This is a genomic window from Mycobacterium pinniadriaticum, from assembly GCF_026242045.1.
Classification (GTDB): Bacteria; Actinomycetota; Actinomycetes; order Mycobacteriales; family Mycobacteriaceae; genus Mycobacterium; species Mycobacterium pinniadriaticum.
The window spans coordinates 71,550-88,877 of sequence record NZ_JAPJDO010000016.1; the positions used below are offsets into that span (position 1 = coordinate 71,550).

The following is a 17,328-nucleotide window of genomic DNA, read 5'->3' on the forward strand; positions in this document are numbered from 1 at the left end:
TTGTGTCTGCTCGCGGGCTGAGTCAGCGTGCCTTTGCCAGCAGCCAGGACACCGCGCGGTCCCGGTAGGGGTTGAGGCCCTTGTATTCGGCCATGTCCGCGGGCAATTCGGCCAGGACCGAGGCCATCCGGACCCGCCACTGCTCGACGGTGGCGATATCGGCCAGCGGCAGCATGTAGCTGCGGATGAGAAAGCAGATCGCGCCGGACTCGGCCAGCCTGATCAGATGCTGCACCTCCACCCGCAGGTGGATCAGCCGGCCGAACGCGTCGTCATCGAGTGCATCCAGTTCGGCGCGGTCGGGCAGCCACTGTGGAAAGGCCTCGGTGGACACATCCAGCCGGCGTCCGACCGTCATCGACCAGTTGGTGCGCCGGTAGGCCTCGCCTGCCTGCAGGCGCATCAGGAATTCTCGCGCGCGGGTGATCACGCCGGTCTCGCGCAGCCGGGGGACCGGGCCGTGGATCTCCAGAAACGTCATTCCGACGTCGAATCCGAAGGACCAGCCCGCGGCGAACGTGACGACCCCGGCGTCAGCGAACAGGTCACCGTCGCGCTGGTCGAGCAGGACGATGTCCTCCTGTACCTGACCGGCGATGTAGGCCAGCGGGTCGCACGGCAGGCTGGACTCATCGCCGATCACGAAATCCTGTTCGATGCACAGCAATTCGTTGCGCCAATGCCACTTATCCCCGTCGCGGGTCAGCGACATCGTCGCCGGATAAGCCGTGGCCAGTTCGGTCATCAATAAGAGCATGGTGTCCCAGCACGCGACGCGCATGTGCGGCAACACCGCATGTCGGGTCGGGTCGGCCGCCAGGATGCGGCGGCGCTCGGCGATCTCGCCGAGGTATTCGCTGTCGATGTCCACCACCCGCTGGCCCCACTGCCCGGTCGCGGTCTCGACGGCACCGCCGGCGGGGGCGATATTCGTGCTGTAGCGGTAGGAGTCCGTGGTGTACGGAAAAGGGAACGACGCCACCAGATCCGGCGCGGACACCGTCATAGGGTCAGCTCCAGCCGGCCGGAACCGCGGGATACGCAGGCCATCATCGAGTCCTTGCGTTCCTCTTCGGTCAGGTAGAGGTCCCGATGCCGCACTTCCCCGGACCCTACCGGTACCCGGCATTCGCCGCACACACCCTGATGGCACAGGCTGGGTATCGCATGCCCGTGCGCGGTCAATGCCTCCAGTAGCGATACGCCGGACTCAACAGTGAAAACATCACCGCTACACGTTAATTCAACCTCAAACGGATCACCCGGTGCCAGCTCCCCACCGAAGTGCTCGACGTGAATGCGGCTCGCCGGCCAACCCAGCCCGGTGGCGGCAGTGACGACATCGTCAATGAATTGACTTGGGCCGCAGATGTAGACGTGCGTGCCGAAGGGCTGGGCGGCCAGCGTCGGCGCCAGCTCGGCGCGAAAGTCCGCGCGGTCGGTGAAGAACGATGCGTGGTTGGTCAGCGCCTTGATTTCGTCGACGTAGGCGCCGCGGCCCTCGCGATGGACGTAAAGCAACCGCATATCGCGTCCCCAGCGCCGGCCGCTTCGCAGATGCGACACCATCGGAGTGATCCCGATGCCGGCGGCGATCAGCAGGTGTCGCCGGGCGCGCAGCACCGGGGCGAACGCGCTGCGGGGGTGGTGCACCACGACCGTTGCCCCGACCGCCACCTCACGGTGAATCCAGCGTGAGCCGCCTCGGCCGTGCGGGCATTCCAGCACCGACACGACGTAGTCGCGGGGCGTGGCGGTCTCGCCGGTCAGCGAATAGGCATTGGCGCCCTCGGCGCACTGGACCACGATGTGGCTGCCCGGGGTGAACGACGGCAGGACACCGCGATCGGCGCGGGCCAGGGTCAACGTCCTGATCCCGGGGACGGCGTCGTCGATCGCGACGACCTCCAACTGCATCGTGCTCATGGCGCCGCGTCGGCTCTGGTCGCGAAGCCCAGGTGGGCACCCAGGCGTCGGGAGACGTGGTAGTAGACGAGCAGCCGGCGTCCACAACCGGGGCAGGTGATCTCCTCGGTCAATCCCACGGGTGCTGTGGTCCGGGTTCGGCAGTGCGCGCAATACACCTCGCGGGTGTCCACTTCGGTGCTGGCGACGGTGATCTCGTCGTCGGAGGCGCCGAGTTCGAGCGCCCGGGCGCGGACTCGAAGGCATGCGTGCGCCGGCCCGGCCAGTAGCAGCCGCCAGCCGACCACCGCGCCGGCCAGGTCGGCGTCCAGTGCGGTGCAGGCCGAGTCCGCGTCGGCGACCAGATGCACGCGTGGTGACGCGCCGGGACGTTCGGTGGTGATCTGGGCCGCCCAGGACTGGGCGATCGCGACCGCATCGGCCCCGACGGCCAGCACCGAGTACTGGCGGCCGGTCAGATCGGCCGTCGGACAAGCGGGTTCGACGGCCCATGCCGGCACGCTGGTGAGGTCCAGATCGGGTGTCATCGTCACCCGATCGTATGTCAGCGCTTGTTGGTGTACCCGGCGTCGACGGGCAGCGTGACGCCGGTGACATAGCGGCCGGCGTCGGAGACCAGGTAGTACACCGCGTTCGCGATGTCCTCGGGTTCCAGCGTCTGCACCGGCAACGCGTTGCTCATGTCCGGGCCGCCCTGCATCTGCTGGGCGAAGCCCTCAAGCCAGGATCGGGTGAACTCATTGTCGATCATCGGGGTGTTCACCCCGGCCGGGTGCACCGAGTTGACCCGAATATTGAACGCCGCAAGGAAATTCGCGTAGGCCCGCATCAGGCCGACCACGCCGTGCTTGGCGACCGTATACCCCAGCGACCCGGCAACCGGGGCGCCGATGCCCACCAGCCCGGCCACCGAACTGGTCAGCACGATCGCGCCGCCGTCGCCCTGCTTGATCATCGGCTTCATTGCCACGTCGACCGTGTGATAAACCCCGGTCAGATTGACGTCGATGACGTCCTGCCAGGCGCCGTCGTCGGCCATCGGGGCGATACCGGCGTTCGCGATCACGATGTCGAGCCGGCCCAGTTCCTCGATGCCCTGGTACACGGCGGCCTTCAGTGCCGCCCGGTCCCGGACGTCGGCCTCCCGGGCGACGATGCGAGCCCCGGTGTCCTCGACGAGCTTGACCGTGGCGGCCATGTCCTCGGGGGTGGCCAGCGGGTAGGGCACGCTGGCGATCTGGTCGCACAGATCGACCGCGATGATGCTGGCGCCCTCCGAGGCCAGCTTCACCGCGTGCGCGCGGCCCTGGCCCCGGGCCGCGCCGGTGATCAGAGCCACCTTGCCTTCGAGTTCACCCATGACTACGGACGGACCTGGCCCTTGGCCGGGTCACCGGCCGGGACGGGCTGCAGCATCTTGATGTCCGGCGCACCGTCCAGGTGCTCGCCGATCGCGCCGAACAGGGCGGTCACGCCCGGTGCGGTGCTGTGGGTCTTGAGCGCGTCTTCATCGGCCCACTGCTCGACGAACACGAACGTCTTGTCGCCCTCGTGCACCGCGTACAGATCGCAGCCGGGCTCTTCATGGACCGCCGCGACGGCCGTCTTGCAGGCCTCACGCACGGTGTCGACCGACTCGGGCTTGACGGTGAAGCTTGCGACGACGACAACGGGCATGGGCGAGCTCCTTGGGTAGGTGTGACGGCGCTTACGTTAGCCCTGCTTCGTATCGCCGCAAGAGGGGATCCCGGTCAGCGGCCGGCAGGGCCCCAGAATCGACCTGTGTCGGGCTTGATCGCAGTCTGGCAACGACGCGCCGTGTTAAGGGTGTTGTAGGTGGTGCAGATGGGGCAATTGCGACTAGGCTGACCCGCATGGCGAACAAGACGGCCGCTCGCTCAAGCGCGCGAACGACCAGGTCAAAGGGTGCGTCACGGTCGGCCAAGCCGGCCCCGCGACGCAAGCCTGCCAAGAAGCGCACCTCGTCACCGGTCGCCACCGCCGTAGCGGCCGGTGGGCGGGCCGCGCGCGCGACTTGGCTGATGTTGGCCAGGGGTGCGGGCTCGACGGCACGATCGGTCGGCCGGGCCGGTGATATCGAGCCCGGTCATCGCCGCGACGGCCTCGCGCTGGGGCTGCTGGCGGTCGCTGTTGTGATCGCGGCCAGTTCTTGGTTTGATGCCGCCCGCCCGGTGGGCGCCTGGATCGACACGGTGTTGCGCACCATGGTCGGCGGTGCGGTGGTGCTGTTGCCGGTGATCATCGCCGTCATTGCGGTGCTGCTGATGCGTACCGAACCCGATCCCGACGCCAGGCCCCGGCTCATCCTGGGGTGCGCCATGATCGCCCTGCCGGTGCTGGGCCTGTGGCACCTGTGGTCGGGTGCGCCACAAGATCCGGCCGGTCGGCAGCGGGCCGGCGGTTTCATCGGTTTCGCGATCGGGGGTCCGCTCTCGGACGGACTGACCCCGTGGATCGCCACCCCGCTGCTCATCATCGCCGCCCTGTTCGGGATGTTGCTGCTGACTGGCACCACCATCCGGGAGGTGCCCGACACGCTCTATGCGATGTTCAGCACCCGTGGCCGCTACGCCGACGACGAGTACGACGACGAGTACGACGACGAGGCCGAGCCCGAAGAAGTCGATCAGGTTGCACCGGAGGACTTCTCCGACGGCTACTACGACGACCCGCGCTCCTACACCGACGAGGCGCCGGCCTGGCCGGGGGCGAACGGCCCGGTGGGCACGCCGCTGGACAACTATCCGCTCGACGAGGACGCGCCGACGGTTCCCGAGCCGGTCAAGTCACGGCGTAAAAAGCCGTCTCCCAAGCAGGACACGGCCCCGGCCGAGAAGGTTCTCGACCGGGTGGTCGAGGGTCCCTACACTTTGCCGTCGCTGGAGCTACTGGTGGCCGGGGATCCCCCGAAGCGGCGCAGCGCGGCCAATGAGCAAATGGTGGAAGCGATTTCGTCGGTGTTGCAGCAGTTCAAGGTCGACGCCACCGTGACCGGCTGTACCAGAGGACCGACCGTCACCCGTTACGAGGTCGGGCTCGGCCCCGGAGTCAAGGTCGAGAAGATCACCGCGCTGCAACGCAATATCGCCTACGCGGTCGCCACCGAGAGCGTCCGGATCCTCGCGCCGATCCCCGGCAAGTCGGCCGTCGGCATCGAGGTACCCAACACTGACCGCGAAATGGTTCGCCTCGCCGACGTTCTCACCGCGCCGTCCACCCGCGGCGACCACCGCCCATTGGTGATCGGGCTGGGCAAGGACATCGAGGGCCATTTCGTCTCGGCCAACCTGGCCGATATGCCGCACCTGCTGGTGGCCGGCTCCACCGGCTCGGGCAAGTCCAGCTTCGTCAACTCGATGCTGGTCTCGCTGCTGGCCCGGGCCACCCCCGAAGAGGTGCGGATGATCCTCATCGACCCCAAGATGGTGGAACTCACCCCCTACGAGGGCATTCCGCACCTGATCACGCCCATCATCACCCAACCGAAGAAGGCGGCCGCGGCGCTGGCCTGGCTGGTCGAGGAGATGGAGCAGCGCTACCAGGACATGCAGGCATCGCGCGTGCGCCACATCAAGGATTTCAACGCCAAGGTGCGCTCTGGGGAGATCACCGCGCCGCTGGGCAGCCAGCGCGTCTACAAGCCGTACCCCCTCATCCTCGCGGTCGTCGACGAGCTGGCCGACCTCATGATGACGGCACCCCGCGACGTCGAGGACGCCATCGTGCGGATCACCCAGAAGGCCCGCGCGGCCGGCATCCACCTGGTGCTGGCCACCCAGCGGCCGTCGGTCGACGTGGTCACCGGCCTGATCAAGACCAACGTGCCGTCGCGGCTGTCGTTCGCGACGTCGTCGTTGACCGACAGCCGGGTCATCCTCGACCAGCCGGGGGCGGAGAAGCTGATCGGCATGGGTGACGGCCTGTTCCTGCCGATGGGGGCCTCTAAGCCCGAGCGACTGCAGGGCGCCTATGTCAGCGACGAGGAGATCCATGCCGTCGTGCAGGCCTGCAAGGACCAGGCCGAACCGGAGTACACCGAAGGTGTCACCAACGCCAAGCCGAGCGGGGAACGTGGCGACGTCGACCCCGACATCGGCGACGACATGGACGTCTTCCTGCAGGCCGTCGAGCTGGTGGTGTCTTCGCAATTCGGCTCGACGTCGATGCTGCAGCGCAAATTGCGGGTCGGCTTCGCCAAGGCGGGGCGGTTGATGGACTTGATGGAGACCCGCAGCATCGTCGGACCGTCGGAGGGATCGAAGGCCCGTGAGGTGCTGGTCAAGCCCGATGAGCTGGCCGCGACGCTGATGGCGATCCGGGGGGGCGACGCCGGAAACGACGACGACGACGAGTTCTAGGCATTCATTGAGCGCCCACGTGCCATATCTCACGCAGAAATGGCACGTGAGCGCTCAGTGAATGCGCGTTGCACACGACCGATGACGTTCGCACGGCGGTGGTCGGCCAGCACACGCACCGTGATCCAGCCGATCGATATCAGGTAATCCTGCCGCTCCACATCAACGGCATAGGTCCTCCGGCTGGTCCGGTGATGCTCTCCGTCGTACTCGACTGCCACGCGAATCTCAGGCCAACCCATGTCCAGGTAGTACCAACGACCATTCGGCCGGGCGACCGGGATCTGCGTCTGCGGACGCGGGAAGCCGGCGTCGACGAGGTCGAGCCGCAGGTAGGTCTCGCGCGGTGACTGCGCGCCAGCATCGACGGCATCGAGTACCGACGACAGGCGTCGAACGCCCCGCAGATGGGGATGGGCGTCGGCGAGCGTACGGACGTCGCTGACGGGGAAGCGGGTTGCGTTGGCCAGCGCGTCCAGGTCCGCGATCCCGCTGCGGCGGGTACCGCGGCGTGCGAGATCGAATGCCGTCCGGGCGACTGTCGTGACGGGCAAGCAGCTACGGCTGGTGATCTCTTCTGCCAGAAGGGTTTCCCGGCGCGTGACGATTCCGCGCGGACTGCGGTTATTGGCGAAGTTGAGTTCGATCGGAATGTCAGGGTCGACCCACTTGGCGCCGTGCAGCGCCGCGGCGGCCCGTCCGGTCACGGTCGCGCGCCGACCCGACCACAGCCAGGCCGCGGTGGCGCGGTCCAGCAGGGTCAACGTGCCGAGGGGCGCGTAGACATCAGGGAAGACGCGCTGGTGATTGCGTGCGAGCCGGTAGCGGTTCACCTGCCCCGCCGCCAACGCCTCGCTGCCGACGAACACCCGCGTCATAGGCGTCAGCGTGCCAGCGCCGAACGCCACGCGCCCTCGGCTATCCACAGCGCCATTGACTGAGCGCTGACGTGTCATATTCCGCGCGGAATTGACACGTGCGCGCTCACTCAACGCGTCAGAGGATCAGCAGCATGCGGGTGTTGCCGAGGATGTTCGGCTTCACATAGGACAGGTCGAGAAACTCCGCGACACCGATGTCGTAGGAGCGGCACATCTCCTCGTACACCTCGGCGGTGACCGGCGTGCCGTCGATCTCAGCGAAGCCGTGCCGGCCGAAGAAGTCCGTCTCGAACGTCAACACGAACAATCGCCGCAGTTGCAGCTCGCGGGCGACCGTCAGCAGCCGGTCGACGATCACATGTCCGATACCCCGGCCCTTGACCTTGGGGTCGACGGCGACGGTGCGCACCTCGCCGAGGTCGGCCCACAGCACGTGCAGTGCCCCGCAACCCACGATCTCGCCGTCGAGTTCGGCCACCCAGAACTCCTGGACCGCCTCGTACAGCGTGACCAGGTTCTTCTCCAGCAGAATTCGGCCGGCGTAAGTGTCCACGAGACGCTTGATGTCGGGGACATCCGAGGTACGGGCGCGACGGACTACGACATCGGGGCGAGCGTCGTTCACGGGTGCAGAGTATCGGCCGTGAGGCCCCGGACCGCCAACCGATATTCTGTTGCCGTGTCGGGACAACCCCAAACCGGTCCGGCGGTCCCGCGTGTGCGGGTGGCCAACGTTGCCAACCTGCTGACTGGTGTTCGGCTGGTCCTGGTTCCGATCTTCCTGCTCGCTCTCTTCGCCGGCGACGGCCATCAAACCGCCTACCGGATAACCGCTTTCGTCATCTTCACGGTTGCGGTCATCACCGACCGGCTCGACGGTTCGCTGGCCCGTACCTACGACATGGTCACCGAATTCGGCAAGCTCGCCGACCCGATCGCCGACAAGATGCTCATCGGGGCGGCGTTGATCGGGCTGTCGATGCTCGGCGACCTGCCGTGGTGGGTGACGGTGGTGATCCTGGTCCGCGAGCTGGGAATCACGGTGCTTCGGTTCGCGGTGCTTCGACGTGGGGTGATCCCCGCCAGCCGCGGGGGAAAGCTCAAGACGCTGGTGCAGGCCGTCGCGATCGGACTGTTCGTGCTGCCGTTGCACAGCTGGCCGCCGGTCTGGCTCACCGTCGCCTGGGTGATCATGTGGGCCGCGATCGCGCTCACGGTGATCACCGGTATTGACTACGTGGTGTCGGCGATCAGGGACTCCCGTGAGCGATCCTCTGGTCGATGACGCCGCCCTCGCCCTGGTCGCATTGCTGACCGCTCGTGGACAGACGGTGGCCACGGCGGAATCGCTGACTGCAGGGTTGTTGGCGGCGACGCTGGCCGGCGTCCCCGGCGCCAGCGTGGTGTTGCGCGGCGGGCTGGTCACCTACACCGTCGAGACCAAGATCACCCTGGCCGGGGTGCCGCGTGAGCTGCTCGACGAGGTCGGTCCGGTCGCGGCGCCGACAGCAATGGCCCTGGCAGAGGGGGCGCGGGACCGCTGCGCGGCGACCTGGGGAGTCGGCCTGACCGGCGTGGCGGGTCCCGAACCGCATGGCGGGCACCCGGTCGGCGCCGTCTACCTGGGTTTGGCCGGTCCGGGGCCCACGGAGGCCGCCGAACTGCAGCTCGGCGGCTCCCGCTGGGACATCCGGCTGGCCGCGGTACACCACGCCATCGGGCGACTGTCCGGCCTGGTCAAGCGAACTTGAGGTTTCCTGGGAACCAATTCGGCGCTGCGGGGCGTTGCAGTAGGTGTTGAAACTCTTGGAGGAGGACACCGGAATGGCGGTACTGCTGCGTGAGGTGATCGGAGACGTGCTTCGTGACGCCCGCACTTCGCAGGGGCGCACCCTTCGCGAGGTGTCTGATTCGGCCCGGGTGAGCCTCGGCTATCTGTCCGAGGTGGAGCGGGGCCGCAAGGAGGCCTCCAGTGAGTTGCTCAGCGCGATCTGCAGCGCACTCGATGTCCCGTTGTCGCGGGTGCTGACCGATGCCGGAGAGAAGATGGCCGACCGTGAACGCGTCGCCCGGTTGAGCACGGTGCGCGACCAGGACGCGTCGATCGCCGTCGCCACCAAGGTTGTCATCCCGCATCCCGTCGCGATGGCGGTCGCCTGACCCACCTGAGTGCCGGACACGCCCGCAAGGGTGTGACCGCGCATCGAGAACCGATAAATTGGGTTCGACGACCGAACTGCGGCACTTGATACGAAGGCGGGGCAACTGATGGCCAATCCGTTCACCAAGGCGTGGAAGTACCTGATGGCGCTGTTCAGCTCCAAGGTCGACGAATATGCCGATCCCAAGGTGCAGATCCAGCAGGCGATCGAGGAGGCTCAGCGCCAGCATCAGGCGCTCACCCAGCAGGCCGCCCAGGTGATCGGCAACCAGCGTCAGCTCGAGATGCGGCTGAATCGTCAGCTTGCCGACATCGAGAAGCTGCAGGTCAATGTCCGCCAGGCGCTGACTCTCGCGGATCAGGCCACTGCGACCGGCGACGGGGCCAAAGCCACCGAATACAACAACGCCGCCGAGGCGTTCGCCGCGCAGCTGGTGACCGCCGAGCAGAGCGTGGAGGATCTCAAGGCCCTGCACGACCAGGCCCTGCAGGCCGCCGGTCAGGCCAAGAAGGCCGTCGAGCAGAACGCCATGGTGCTGCAGCAGAAGATCGCCGAGCGCACCAAGCTGCTCAGCCAGCTCGAGCAGGCCAAGATGCAGGAGCAGGTCAGCGCGTCGCTTCGGTCGATGAGCGATATCGCCGCTCCGGGCAACACCCCGAGCCTCGACGAGGTGCGCGACAAGATCGAGCGTCGCTACGCCAACGCGATGGGTGCCGCGGAGCTGGCCCAGAATTCGGTGCAGGGCCGGATGATGGAAGTTCAGCAGGCCAGTGTCCAGATGGCCGGTCATTCCCGGCTCGAGCAAATCCGCGCCTCGATGCGTGGGGAGGCGCTACCGGCCGGCGGCGCCGCCGCACCCGCTACGCCCGCCAGCACGCCCGAGCCCGAGCAGCCGCTCGGACAGTAGGAGGCGAACACTTCGATGGCGGTGACACCGGACAAGCCGGGATTCGTATCGCGCCAATGGCGTTCGGCCATGCAGCGCGGTATCGACACTGTCAGCGAGTACGCGGACGCAGCGGCCCAGAAACTCAGTGCCGCGGCCGACCCACGCGCCCGGCTGCTGCGTAAGCGGCGCTGGGCGCTGCGGCTGGGCCTGTTCTTCAGCTTCGCGACGGTGTTCTGGGTGCTGGTCACCGGGCTGCTCGCGACGTGGAGCACGCCGGTGTGGGCGCTGTTGATCACCGGTGTGATCGCCGCCGGTGCGGCGGTGCCCGCGACCCTGCTGCTGTTCCGTTATCGCTGGCTTCGGGCCGAGCCGCTGCCACCGCAACGTCAGGTCAGCGGCCGGCGGCTGCCCCCGCACGGGTCGGTGGCGCGGCCGTCGATGTCAGCACTGGGCGCCTCTGAGCGGGGCTTTCACTCGCTGCTGGGGGTGTTGACACGCGGGAACATGTTGCCGCCCGAGGAGATCCGCGAGTTGACCGAGGCCGCTAATCGCACCGCGGCGACCATGGCCGCGACCGCCGATGAGGTGGTTTCGATGGAGCGCGCGGCGACCGAGACGCCACAGTCGCGGTCCTATCTGGCGCCGACCATCAATGCGTTCACCGCTCAGCTGAACGCCGGTGTGCGGCAGTACAACGAGATGGTCACCGCCGCAGCGCAACTGGTGTCGGCGGCCAACACCGGTTCGATGTCGAGTTCGCCGATGGCGACGCAGCGCTACCGCAACGAGCTGGCCGGTGCGACGGACCGGCTGATGGGGTGGGCGCAGGCCTTCGACGAGCTCGGTCAGCTCCGCCAGGCCTGATTCTGGCGATTTCGGCGCGTTTTCGTTCGCTCAGCGACGGAAAGCGCGCCGAAGTCACAGCGTCGGGCGCAGCGCGGGAACCACGGCACCGATGAGGCCGCGCGCGGTCGCCTTGAGCATGTCGTACATGTCGAAGTAGTCCCGCCACAGGGTGATTCGCCCGTTGTGCACCTCGAAGACGCCGCACACCCAGAACTGCAGCCGTACCGGGCCGATCACCAGCACATCGGTGCGTTCGGTCAGCACCACCGGGCCGTTGACCGCGATGCGGTGGATCTTGGCTTCGAAGCCGAAGCTGGGCCGATCCATTCGCCGGAACAGCTTCATCGCCCGCGCGCGGCCGCGGATGGTGGGGAATCCCACGTTCTCGTAGACCAGGTTGTCGTCCAGCTGGGCGTCGGCGGTTGTCAGGTCCTGGGCCTGCAGTGCGGATAGGAAGACCTCGACGGTGTGGGCGTTGTCGATGTCGGAGCTCACATTGGTGGTCTGCTCGGTCATGCTCGCCAGCCTAGGCCGGTTGGTCTGTGGCAGGGTAGGCCCGTGCGTGTCGCGGTGGTGGCCGGCCCGGATCCGGGCCATGCATTCCCCGCGATTGCGCTGTGCTTGCGTCTCGCCGCTGCCGGGGACCACCCGATCTTGTTGACCGGCGCCGAATGGCTCGACACGGCGCGGGCGGCCGGAATCGATGCTGTCGAACTCGCCGGCCTCGATCCCATTGACGACGACGATGACACCGACGCCGGCGCCAAGATCCACCAGCGTGCGGCTCGGATGGCGGAGCTCAACGTGCCGGTGCTGCGCGAACTGGCCCCCGACCTGATCGTCTCCGACGTGATCACCGCGTGCGGCGGGATGGCGGCCGAACTGCTGGGCATCCCGTGGGTCGAACTGTGCCCGCACCCGCTGTACCAGCCGTCGCGGGGATTGCCCCCGATCGGCAGCGGGCTGGCGCCGGGTACCGGCGTCCGCGGCCGGGCACGCGACGCGATCATGCGGGCGCTGACCGCGCGGTCGGTGCGAGAAGGACAGCGTCAGCGCTCGGCGGTGCGGGTCCAGATCGGGCTGCCGGCCGGTGATCCGGGGCCAGCCCGCCGGCTGATCGCGACGCTGCCCGCACTGGAGGTGCCGCGCCCGGACTGGCCGGCCGAGGCGGTCGTGGTCGGGCCGCTGCATTTCGAGCCGACGGCCGCGGTGCTGCCGGTCCCGCCCGGAGAGGGCCCGGTGATCGTGGTGGCGCCGTCGACCGCCACGACCGGCACCCAGGGGGTCGCCGAGCTGGCGCTGGAACATCTGGTCCCGGGGCGCACGCTGCCCACGGGCTCGCGGGTGGTGATCTCCCGGCTGGGCGGGCAGGACTTGGACGTTCCGCCGTGGGCGTGCGTCGGCCTCGGCCGCCAGGACGAGCTGCTGGCGCACGCCGACCTGGTGATCTGCGGCGGCGGACACGGCATGCTGACCAAGACCCTGCTCGCCGGTGTGCCGCTGGTGGTGATACCCGGCGGGGGTGACCAGTGGGAACTGGCGAATCGTGTTGTGCGGCAAGGAAGTGCGCGGTTGATTCGGCCGCTGGGTGCCGAGGCGCTGGTAGCCGAGGTGGGGGAGGTGCTTTCTGGGTCGCGTTACCGGGACGCGGCTAGACGCGCGGGTGAAAGCCTTCGGCAGGTCGTCGATCCGGTACAGGTGTGCCATGAGGCGATGCGGGCGGCTGGGTAAGTTGGTGGCGTGCGGCTGACGGAATTCCGGGAACTGGTCGACGCGCAGTTCGGCCGGGTCCGTGGGGGCTCGCTGCTGGTGGATCACGTGCTCACGCGGTTGGGTGGACGCACCGCCGCGCAGGCCATCGAGGACGGTGTGGAGCCCCGCGAGGTCTGGCGGGCGCTGTGCGCGGACTTCGACGTACCGCGCGACCAGTGGTGACCAGGTGAGTACCTTCGCCCTGATTCACGGGGCCTGGCATGGGCCGTGGTGCTGGGAACGCTTGGCGCCCGAGCTGGAGCGGCGCGGACACCGGGCGGTCGCGGTGGACGTGCGGTTCGATGATCCGACGGCAACGTTCGAAGACCACGCCGCGACCTTCGCCGCCGCCCTGGACGAGAACGACCAGGACGTCGTGGCCGTCGGCCATTCGCTGGGCAGCTACGCGTTGCCCTGGATCGCCGACCGCTGCCCGCTTCGCCGCCAGGTGTACCTGTGCGGTGTGGTGGCCGAGCCCGGTCGGACCTTCGCCGAACTGAACCGCGAGCAGCACATCCTCAATCCGGCGTACCCGGCCGGGCTGGTCAAGGTGGACGGTGGCACCCGGTGGGTGGACCTTGACCTGGCGCGATCGTTGTTCTACTCGGATTGCGACGACGACGTCGTCGAGGCGGCGATACCCCGGCTGCGGATGCAGGCCGGCAAGCCGATGACACAGCGCTGTACGTTCGACCGGCTTCCGTCGGTGCCGGCGACCTACATCGCGTGCGCTGATGACCGCATGATCGATCCGGCCTGGTCGAGGCGGGTGGCGACGGAGCGACTCGGTGCGGAGCTGGTGGAGCTTCCCGGGGGTCATTCGCCGTTCTACTCCCGGCCGGCAGTTCTGGCCGACGCCTTGCATCGGCTTGTTTGACACGCGCGGCGCGCCTTGCTTGCTTTCGAACACCTGTTCGCTATGGTGGTCGACGTTGGACCGAGTTCTTGTCAGAGGCCTCCTTTAGCGTCACGGCCAATTGACCAACACGGTCAGCAGACGACTACCGGAAGAGGTATCACCATGGCTCCGCAGGCACCTGATCGCGAGAAGGCCCTCGAGCTGGCGCTCGCGCAAATCGACAAGAACTTCGGCAAAGGCTCGGTGATGCGCCTTGGCGATGAGGTGCGCCAGCCGATCTCGGTCATCCCGACCGGATCCATCGCTCTGGACGTGGCACTGGGCATCGGCGGCCTGCCGCGCGGCCGCGTCGTCGAGATCTACGGCCCGGAATCCTCGGGTAAGACCACCGTCGCGCTGCACGCGGTGGCCAACGCACAGGCTGCCGGCGGTATCGCGGCCTTTATCGACGCCGAGCACGCGCTGGACCCGGACTACGCCAAGAAGCTCGGCGTGGATACCGACGCACTGCTGGTCAGCCAGCCTGACACCGGTGAGCAGGCGCTCGAGATCGCCGACATGCTGGTGCGGTCGGGCGCCATCGACCTCATCGTCATCGACTCGGTGGCCGCCCTGGTGCCGCGCGCCGAGATCGAAGGCGAGATGGGCGACAGTCACGTCGGCCTGCAGGCCCGGTTGATGAGCCAGGCGCTGCGCAAGATGACCGGTGCGCTGAACAACTCGGGTACCACCGCGATCTTCATCAACCAGCTGCGCGAGAAAATCGGAGTGATGTTCGGCTCACCCGAAACGACCACGGGCGGTAAGGCTTTGAAGTTCTATGCTTCGGTTCGCCTGGACGTGCGTCGCATCGAGACGCTCAAGGACGGCACCGACGCGGTGGGCAACCGCACTCGCTGCAAGGTGGTCAAGAACAAGTGCCTCGCAGAGGGAACTCGGATCTTCGATCCCGTCACCGGCACTACGCACCGTATCGAGGATGTTGTCGATGAGCGGAAACAAATCCATGTTGTGGCCGCAGCCAAGGACGGGACGCTGCATGCGCGGCCCGTGGTGTCCTGGTTCGACCAAGGGACGCAGGATGTGATCGGGTTGCGGATCGCTGGTGGTGCAACCGTGTGGGCGACACCCGATCACAAGGTACTGACCGAATACGGCTGGCGTCGGGCCGGGGAACTCCGCAAGGGAGACCGGGTAGCGCAACCGCGGCGCTTCGAGGGATTCGGTGACAGTGCGCCGATTTCGGCGGATGAAGCACGGCTGCTCGGCTACCTGATTGGGGACGGCTATGTAGGTGGTAAAACTCCGATCAATTTCATCAACGTCCAGCAGGCACTTATGGATGACGTGACACGAATCGCGGCGACGCTTGGTTGTGCGGCCCATCCGCAGGGGCGTATGTCGCTTGCGATCGCCCATCGACCCGGTGAGCGCAACGGTGTTTTGGACCTTTGTCGGCGTGCCGGAATCCACGGCAAGCTCGCGTGGGAGAAGACGATTCCGAACTGGTTCTTCGAGCCAGATATCGCTGCCGATGTCGCCGGCAATCTGCTCTTCGGCCTGTTCGAGAGCGACGGCTGGGTGAGCCGGGAACAGACCGGGGCGCTTCGGGTCGGATACTCGACGACCTCTGAACAGCTAGCACACCAGATTCATTGGCTGCTACTGCGATTCGGGATTGTGAGCACAGTTCGAGATTACGATCCGACCCAGAAGCGGCCGAGTATCGTCAACGGTCGACGGGTTCAAAGCAAGCGCCAGATGTTCGAGGTCCGAGTCTCGGGCATGGAGAACGTCACGGCATTCGCGGAATCAGTTCCCATGTGGGGGCCGCGTGGAATCGCCCTCGCCGAGGCGATTCCAGAAGCCATGCGAGGGCGGCGGCGTGGATCGCAGGCGACGTATTTGTCTGCGGAGGTCGCCGACGCCGTGCTCAATTATCTTGGCGAGCGTGGCATCACGGCGCAGGAGGCTGCAGCTATGGTCGGTGTTGGGGCCGGCGACCCGCGTGGCGGAATGAAGCAGGTCCTGGGTGCCAGCCGTCTTCGTCGGGATCACGTGCAGGCGCTCGCGGACGCCTTAGATGACAAGTTCCTGCATGAGGTGCTGGCGGAAGAACTCCGGTACTCGGTGATTCGGGAAGTGCTGCCGACGCGGCGGGCACGGACATTCGATCTCGAGGTCGAGGAACTGCACAACCTCGTGGCGGAAGGGGTTGTCGTGCACAACTGCTCGCCCCCCTTCAAGCAGGCCGAGTTCGACATCCTCTACGGCAAGGGAATCTCCAAGGAGGGCTCGCTCATCGACATGGGCGTGGAGCAGGGCTTCATCCGCAAGTCCGGGTCGTGGTTCACCTACGAGGGCGAGCAGCTCGGGCAGGGCAAGGAGAACGCCCGCAACTTCCTGCTCGAGAACCCTGACGTGGCCAACGAGGTCGAGAAGAAGATCAAAGAGAAGCTCGGGATCGGTGCGGTGATGACCGATGAACTCGTCGATGACGTCCTGCCCGCCCCAGTCGATTTCTGAGAGCCGCGAAGAGCAGGCGCACGCGTTGTGCCTGCGCCTGCTCACCGCGCGGTCCCGGACCCGATCCGAGCTGGCCGGCCAGCTGGCCAAGCGGGGATACCCCGATGGGGTCACCGCCACGGTGCTGAATCGGCTGGTCGCCGTCGGCCTGATCGATGACGCCGATTTCGCCGAGCAGTGGGTTCGGTCTCGACGGGCGCGGGCCGGAAAAGGTAAGCGCGCCTTGGCTGCCGAGTTGCGGACCAAGGGTGTCGACGACGACGTGATCGCCGCGGCGCTGGACGGGATCGACGCCGGCGCCGAACGGCAACGCGCCGAGCAGCTGGTGGAGCAGAAGCTGCGCCGGGAGGCGCTGGCCGATGCCGACGACACCAAGGTGATGCGCAGGCTGGTTGGCATGCTGGCCCGGCGCGGCTACGGCCAGAGCATGGCCGTGGCGGTGGTCAGCGAGGGGCTGGCCGCGGAGCGAGAGCGCCGGCGGGTCTGATCACGGCGAACCCAGCAGACTCTTCATGGTCGTGATCTGCCGTTGCTGGGTGACCTGATTGGCACGTGCCACCGCAACCGTCACCCGGTACTCGCCCGCATCGATCTCGGCCTTGCTGAGTGCCAGTGCGCGCTCCCGGTTGGTGATCATCTGCCGGAGGAACAGCGTGGCGGCCCGACTGGGGTCGGCGCCTTCGATGTCGGCAGGGGATGGGTCTGACGCCATTTCGGCCACCCCACCGCCGTTGACCACCCCGTCGGGATTTCCCCAACCGGTAAGCCAGCCCTGCATCTGGGTGATCTCCGGGCCGTCGATGCTCTTGATGGAAGTGGCCAGGTCAGTGACGTACGGGTTGACGCCCGGCTTGGTCAGTAGGGCGTCACTCAACGCGATCGCTCGCTCCTGCAGAGGAATCATCTGCTGGACGAATGCGACGTCGGCGGTGTTGTGGGCCTCGTAACCGGGTGGGCGGGCCGGAGTCACCTGGTCGGTCGCCGCCTGATGAATGGAACATCCGGCGAGTAGGCCGAGCGCGACGATGACGCCCGCGCTGGTCTTGGCAAGCTGCCTGCGCATGTGGTTCTCCTTCCGCTACGACGGGTACCCCCGCTGACTGCGGAT

General features: G+C 67.2%; 20 protein-coding genes. 11 read left to right on the plus strand and 9 right to left on the minus strand.

The annotated features are described in order from the left end of the window. Nucleotides 1–22 precede the first annotated feature (22 nt). From ORI27_RS18370 to ORI27_RS18390, 5 genes are read right to left on the minus strand one after another with little or no spacing between them, the layout of a single operon-like run. Nucleotides 23–1,006: a heme-dependent oxidative N-demethylase family protein gene (locus tag ORI27_RS18370; RefSeq protein WP_265998403.1), complete on the minus strand. Its 984-nt coding sequence runs from the start codon at nt 1,004–1,006 to the stop codon at nt 23–25. Then, nucleotides 1,003–1,926: a PDR/VanB family oxidoreductase gene (locus ORI27_RS18375; RefSeq protein ID WP_265998402.1), complete on the minus strand. Its 924-nt coding sequence runs from the start codon at nt 1,924–1,926 to the stop codon at nt 1,003–1,005. Before ORI27_RS18375 ends, ORI27_RS18370 begins: the two co-directional genes overlap by 4 nt. Continuing rightward, on the minus strand, nt 1,923–2,453 hold the full coding sequence (locus ORI27_RS18380; protein WP_265998401.1) for a dimethylamine monooxygenase subunit DmmA family protein: 531 nt from the start codon (nt 2,451–2,453) through the stop codon (nt 1,923–1,925). The genes ORI27_RS18375 and ORI27_RS18380 overlap by 4 nt, the downstream gene beginning before the upstream one ends. 17 nt (nt 2,454–2,470) lie before the next feature. Continuing rightward, on the minus strand, nt 2,471–3,286 hold the full coding sequence (locus ORI27_RS18385) for a mycofactocin-coupled SDR family oxidoreductase (protein WP_265998400.1): 816 nt from the start codon (nt 3,284–3,286) through the stop codon (nt 2,471–2,473). Between the two features lie 2 nt (nt 3,287–3,288). Continuing rightward, the gene (locus ORI27_RS18390) at nt 3,289–3,603 is read right to left on the minus strand and encodes a putative quinol monooxygenase (protein ID WP_265998399.1); all 315 of its coding nucleotides are present in this window, start codon (nt 3,601–3,603) and stop codon (nt 3,289–3,291) included. A 197-nt stretch (nt 3,604–3,800) separates the two neighbouring features. On the opposite strand from ORI27_RS18390, the gene ORI27_RS18395 reads away from it, so the two are divergent. Further along, nucleotides 3,801–6,305 (plus strand): FtsK/SpoIIIE family DNA translocase, encoded by a 2,505-nt coding sequence (locus tag ORI27_RS18395; RefSeq protein WP_265998398.1) that lies wholly within the window; start codon nt 3,801–3,803, stop codon nt 6,303–6,305. Nucleotides 6,306–6,334: 29 nt separating this feature from the next. On the opposite strand, the gene ORI27_RS18400 is transcribed toward ORI27_RS18395, so the two are convergent. Then, the gene (locus ORI27_RS18400; RefSeq protein ID WP_265998397.1) at nt 6,335–7,183 is read right to left on the minus strand and encodes a hypothetical protein; all 849 of its coding nucleotides are present in this window, start codon (nt 7,181–7,183) and stop codon (nt 6,335–6,337) included. A gap of 118 nt (nt 7,184–7,301) precedes the next feature. Next, complete coding sequence (locus tag ORI27_RS18405; RefSeq protein ID WP_265998396.1) at nt 7,302–7,811, minus strand: amino-acid N-acetyltransferase; 510 nt, start codon at nt 7,809–7,811, stop codon at nt 7,302–7,304. A gap of 54 nt (nt 7,812–7,865) precedes the next feature. On the opposite strand from ORI27_RS18405, the gene pgsA reads away from it, so the two are divergent. From pgsA to pspM, 5 genes are all read left to right on the plus strand, one after another. After that, complete coding sequence (gene pgsA / locus ORI27_RS18410; RefSeq protein ID WP_265998395.1) at nt 7,866–8,471, plus strand: CDP-diacylglycerol--glycerol-3-phosphate 3-phosphatidyltransferase; 606 nt, start codon at nt 7,866–7,868, stop codon at nt 8,469–8,471. After that, nucleotides 8,449–8,937: a CinA family protein gene (locus tag ORI27_RS18415; protein ID WP_265998394.1), complete on the plus strand. Its 489-nt coding sequence runs from the start codon at nt 8,449–8,451 to the stop codon at nt 8,935–8,937. Before pgsA ends, ORI27_RS18415 begins: the two co-directional genes overlap by 23 nt. A 73-nt stretch (nt 8,938–9,010) precedes the next feature. Continuing rightward, nucleotides 9,011–9,346, plus strand: coding sequence for a transcriptional regulator ClgR (gene clgR / locus ORI27_RS18420; protein WP_265998471.1), 336 nt, complete (start codon nt 9,011–9,013; stop codon nt 9,344–9,346). Nucleotides 9,347–9,454: 108 nt separating this feature from the next. Further along, nucleotides 9,455–10,255: a phage shock protein PspA gene (pspA, locus tag ORI27_RS18425; protein ID WP_265998393.1), complete on the plus strand. Its 801-nt coding sequence runs from the start codon at nt 9,455–9,457 to the stop codon at nt 10,253–10,255. Nucleotides 10,256–10,270: 15 nt separating this feature from the next. Continuing rightward, nucleotides 10,271–11,101, plus strand: a complete 831-nt coding sequence (gene pspM, locus ORI27_RS18430) for a phage shock envelope stress response protein PspM (protein WP_265998392.1) — start codon at nt 10,271–10,273, stop codon at nt 11,099–11,101. Nucleotides 11,102–11,155: 54 nt separating this feature from the next. On the opposite strand, the gene ORI27_RS18435 is transcribed toward pspM, so the two are convergent. Beyond that, nucleotides 11,156–11,599 (minus strand): limonene-1,2-epoxide hydrolase family protein, encoded by a 444-nt coding sequence (locus tag ORI27_RS18435; protein WP_265998391.1) that lies wholly within the window; start codon nt 11,597–11,599, stop codon nt 11,156–11,158. A gap of 42 nt (nt 11,600–11,641) precedes the next feature. Between ORI27_RS18435 and ORI27_RS18440 the strand changes: the two genes are divergently transcribed. The 5 genes from ORI27_RS18440 (at nt 11,642) to recX (ending at nt 16,707) form a co-directional block, all read left to right on the plus strand. After that, nucleotides 11,642–12,814, plus strand: a complete 1,173-nt coding sequence (locus tag ORI27_RS18440; RefSeq protein WP_265998390.1) for a glycosyltransferase — start codon at nt 11,642–11,644, stop codon at nt 12,812–12,814. Nucleotides 12,815–12,823: 9 nt separating this feature from the next. Next, entirely contained in the window at nt 12,824–13,018 is a 195-nt protein-coding gene (locus ORI27_RS18445; protein WP_265998389.1) for a DUF3046 domain-containing protein, read from the plus strand. Nucleotides 13,019–13,022: 4 nt separating this feature from the next. Further along, a complete protein-coding gene (locus ORI27_RS18450; RefSeq protein ID WP_265998388.1) occupies nt 13,023–13,712 on the plus strand; it encodes an alpha/beta fold hydrolase in 690 nt (229 codons plus the stop codon). 144 nt (nt 13,713–13,856) lie between these two features. Continuing rightward, complete coding sequence (gene recA / locus ORI27_RS18455) at nt 13,857–16,220, plus strand: intein-containing recombinase RecA (protein ID WP_265998387.1); 2,364 nt, start codon at nt 13,857–13,859, stop codon at nt 16,218–16,220. After that, complete coding sequence (gene recX / locus ORI27_RS18460) at nt 16,189–16,707, plus strand: recombination regulator RecX (RefSeq protein ID WP_265998470.1); 519 nt, start codon at nt 16,189–16,191, stop codon at nt 16,705–16,707. The genes recA and recX overlap by 32 nt, the downstream gene beginning before the upstream one ends. Here the strand turns inward: recX and ORI27_RS18465 are convergent, their stop codons facing one another. After that, on the minus strand, nt 16,708–17,283 hold the full coding sequence (locus ORI27_RS18465; protein WP_265998386.1) for a DUF305 domain-containing protein: 576 nt from the start codon (nt 17,281–17,283) through the stop codon (nt 16,708–16,710). Between the last annotated feature and the right edge of the window lie 45 nt (nt 17,284–17,328).